This is a genomic window from Kitasatospora sp. NPDC001225 (assembly GCF_053597855.1).
Map to the genome: position 1 here is coordinate 1 of NZ_JBSFJC010000333.1, position 2,814 is coordinate 2,814.

Annotated in this window: 3 protein-coding genes and 1 pseudogene; 1 reads left to right on the plus strand and 3 read right to left on the minus strand. The window is 70.7% G+C overall.

Annotation, left to right across the window (positions count from 1 at the left end; all coding sequences use genetic code 11):
* Nucleotides 1-152: 152 nt before the first annotated feature.
* Entirely contained in the window at nt 153-581 is a 429-nt protein-coding gene (locus tag ACWDCZ_RS40025) for a GNAT family N-acetyltransferase (RefSeq protein WP_416873529.1), read from the minus strand.
* A 359-nt stretch (nt 582-940) separates the two neighbouring features.
* Here ACWDCZ_RS40025 and hemC point away from each other — a divergent pair, with 359 nt between their 5' ends.
* Nucleotides 941-1,873: a hydroxymethylbilane synthase gene (hemC, locus tag ACWDCZ_RS40030; protein ID WP_449818553.1), complete on the plus strand. Its 933-nt coding sequence runs from the start codon at nt 941-943 to the stop codon at nt 1,871-1,873.
* Nucleotides 1,874-2,066: 193 nt separating this feature from the next.
* Here hemC and ACWDCZ_RS40035 read toward each other — a convergent pair.
* A pseudogene (locus tag ACWDCZ_RS40035) lies at nt 2,067-2,336 on the minus strand (hypothetical protein); the annotation flags it as partial.
* Nucleotides 2,327-2,479, minus strand: a complete 153-nt coding sequence (locus ACWDCZ_RS40040) for a hypothetical protein (protein WP_449818554.1) — start codon at nt 2,477-2,479, stop codon at nt 2,327-2,329. The gene ACWDCZ_RS40040 and the pseudogene ACWDCZ_RS40035, both read right to left, overlap by 10 nt.
* Between the last annotated feature and the right edge of the window lie 335 nt (nt 2,480-2,814).

Here is a 2,814-nt window from a genome sequence, read left to right on the forward strand (position 1 = left end):
CAGGGCGGCGCATCAGAGCAACCCGCCGGGAGGTCGCGCAGGAGTACGGCGACGCGCGTGGTCAGCCGTGCACGCCGGGGCGGCCACCACCGAGGCAACGGCACCACCACACCTGCGTAGGAAGTCGGCGGGGCCGAAGTCAACCGTGGCTTTCAGGACTCCGCCGGAGCTCGGCGCTCCGGGGCCAGTACCTGCCACCGTCGGACGGCCATGCCTCTCAGCGGCAGCATTCCGAGCTTCTCGTAATACGCGCGCAGCGGCTCGTCGCAGGTCAGGTCCACGGAGTACAGGTGTTCCGCCTCGGCGAGGACCCGCCGGACCAACTGCCCGCCGATGCCTTGCCCCTGGTATTCGGGCAAGACCTCCAGCCACGGGATGAAGCCCGTGAGGACCCCGTCGCTGATCATGTTGACGAAGCCCACGACGCGCCCCGTCCCGGCATCCAGGGCAACCACGACCCGGTAACTGCCCTTGAGTACGGCAAGGTGCTGCGCGGCCGTCGGCGGTGCGGGCCAGCCTACGAAGAACCCGGAAAGGTCCTGCTCCGCAAGACCGGAGAGATCGGTGCTGTAGTTGATCACCGGCGCATCCTGTCAGAGCGAAGCACACGCTCTGGAGGAGACCGTCAGCCACGGCTGTCCGCGACCGCGATTTCAGCGATGCTCCGTACCGGGGCGTGGAGAGCCGGTCTTCGAGAAATCGTCGACAGTCAGGCTGCGTTGGCCCTGGTCGCGAGACTCGGCATGACGCACAACGCGCCGCCCGGATCACCATCCGGACGGCGCGTCACGTTGCTTGACGCGGCACTGGGCCGACGACGGTTCGGGGGTGTGCGTCCCCCGTGGATTCTCGACCGGTTTCCGACATAACGTCGGAAACCGGGTGTGTTCGATGCGAGTAGCATGCGGTCAACACCTCTTCAGCTGCTGGGAGTTGGCTTATGAGCACACTGGTGGTGGGGTCGCGGGCCAGTCACCTGGCGCGGGCTCAGGTCAGGGAGTTCCTGGCGCCGCTGCGGGAGCGCTTCCCCGGCGTGGCGTTCCGCCGGCGAGTGATCACGGAGGCCGGTGATCAGGACCGCAGGTCGGCTCTGAGGGATGTCTCGGAGCGCGGCGGCGGCTCGGCGTTCTCGGTGAACCAGGTGAACGCGCTGGTGTCCGGTGAGGTCGACGTGATCGTGCACTCGCTCAAGGACCTGCCCACCGCGAACCCGCCCGGCCTGATCCTCCTGCCCCCACCCACCCGTGCGGACGTGCACGACGCCCTGTGCGGCTCGACGCTGGCGGACCTTCCGTACGGGGGCAGGATCGGGACGTCGGCGTCGCGCCGGATCGCCCAGCTGCTGCACGTCCGTCCGGACCTGGTGCCGGTGGAGATCCGGGGGAACGTCCCGACCAGGCTCGGCAAGCTCAGGACCCAGCAGCTGGACGCTGTCGTCCTGGCGGCCGCCGGGATCAAGCGGCTCGGCCGCGGCGAGGAGATCAGCGAGATCCTGCCGGTCGGGCTGTTTCCGCCGTCTCCCGGGCAGGGCGCGCTGGGCATCCAGATCCGGGAGGACGACGCGTGGGCCCGCGAGGTCCTGGCCGGTTCCGGTGACCCGGTGACCGACGCGGAGGTGCGGGCCGAGCGGGCGATGCTGGCGGAGCTCCACGGCGGATGCTCGGTGCCGGTCGGCGCGTTCGGCAAGGTCGACTGCGGCGAGCTGACCCTGCACGGGCAGGTCACCTCCGTGGACGGCGGGCGGCAGGTGGAGGCGCGGCTCTCCGGCCCGGTGAGCGAGCCGGAGAAGCTGGGCGTGCTCGTAGCCGGCCTCCTGCTGGACCAGGGCGCGGAGGGCATCCTGGCGGAGGTCCGGCCCACTGCAGCCGCTTAGGCGTGTAGGCGGGCCAGGTCCAGGGCCGCGTAGGTGATGATCCGGTCCGCTCCGGCCCGTTTGAGCATGGTGAACAGCTCCGCGAGCGGGTGGAAGTCCCGCCGTCCGGTGGCCGGGTCGGGCGGGGCGAGGCGAGGCGGGTGTACTCGCCGGAGACGGAGAACGGCATCAGCGGGGCTGCCGTCCTGACCCTGAGGCTGGCGAGCACGTCCACCGACAGCATCCCCGGCTCCAGCAGCAGCATGTCCGCCCCCTCGTCGAGGAAGGCGAGTCCGGTGTCGACGGCGGTCTCCGGACTGCGAGGGCTGATCCGGAACGGGCGGCGGGCGGCGGGGGCGGGGACGGCCCGCATGGTGGTGCGGTAGCCCTCGTAGAGGGCGGAGTCGAAGATCAGGTGCGGCATGGTCGCCACGTCCAGCGCCTGCCGCACGGCCCGGGTGGTACCCCGGGTCATCACGGCCATGCCGGGCTCGGTGTCTTGACGGCGCGGATGGCCCGCACCATCAGGCTGTCCGACGCGACGGCACCGGCGGCCCGCTCGTCGCGGCGCGGACTGTTGGCGAACACCTCCACCGAACGGATGCCGACGGCGGCCAAGTCCCGCACGGCCTGCGGGATCTCGGGGACGGTGATGGTCGACAGCCGAACAGCGCTTCACCCCACCACGCAGCGCCGCTACCGCTGCGTAGGAAGTCGGCCGGGCCGACTTCCTACGCGCGGCGAGGCGACCCGCCGGGCGGGTCCGGTGACCGATCAATGTCGTCGGGCGGGCCCGCCCGACGACAAGAGAAGGCGAGGGAAGCACCCCGCTTTCCGTTCCTTTCAGGAACCCGCAAGAGCAACGGCGGCGCCCGGCCCGGCGGGGCGGGGGCGGGCCCCACCCCCCCCCGCCCGACAAGCGGTATCCCCCCACATTAAAAAACAACTACGAAAACCAAAAA

Bases quoted from the DNA above. Each gene is read 5' to 3' on its own strand.
- hemC (WP_449818553.1), top strand. From the start codon at position 941: ATGAGCACACTGGTGGTGGGGTCGCGGGCCAGTCACCTGGCGCGGGCT.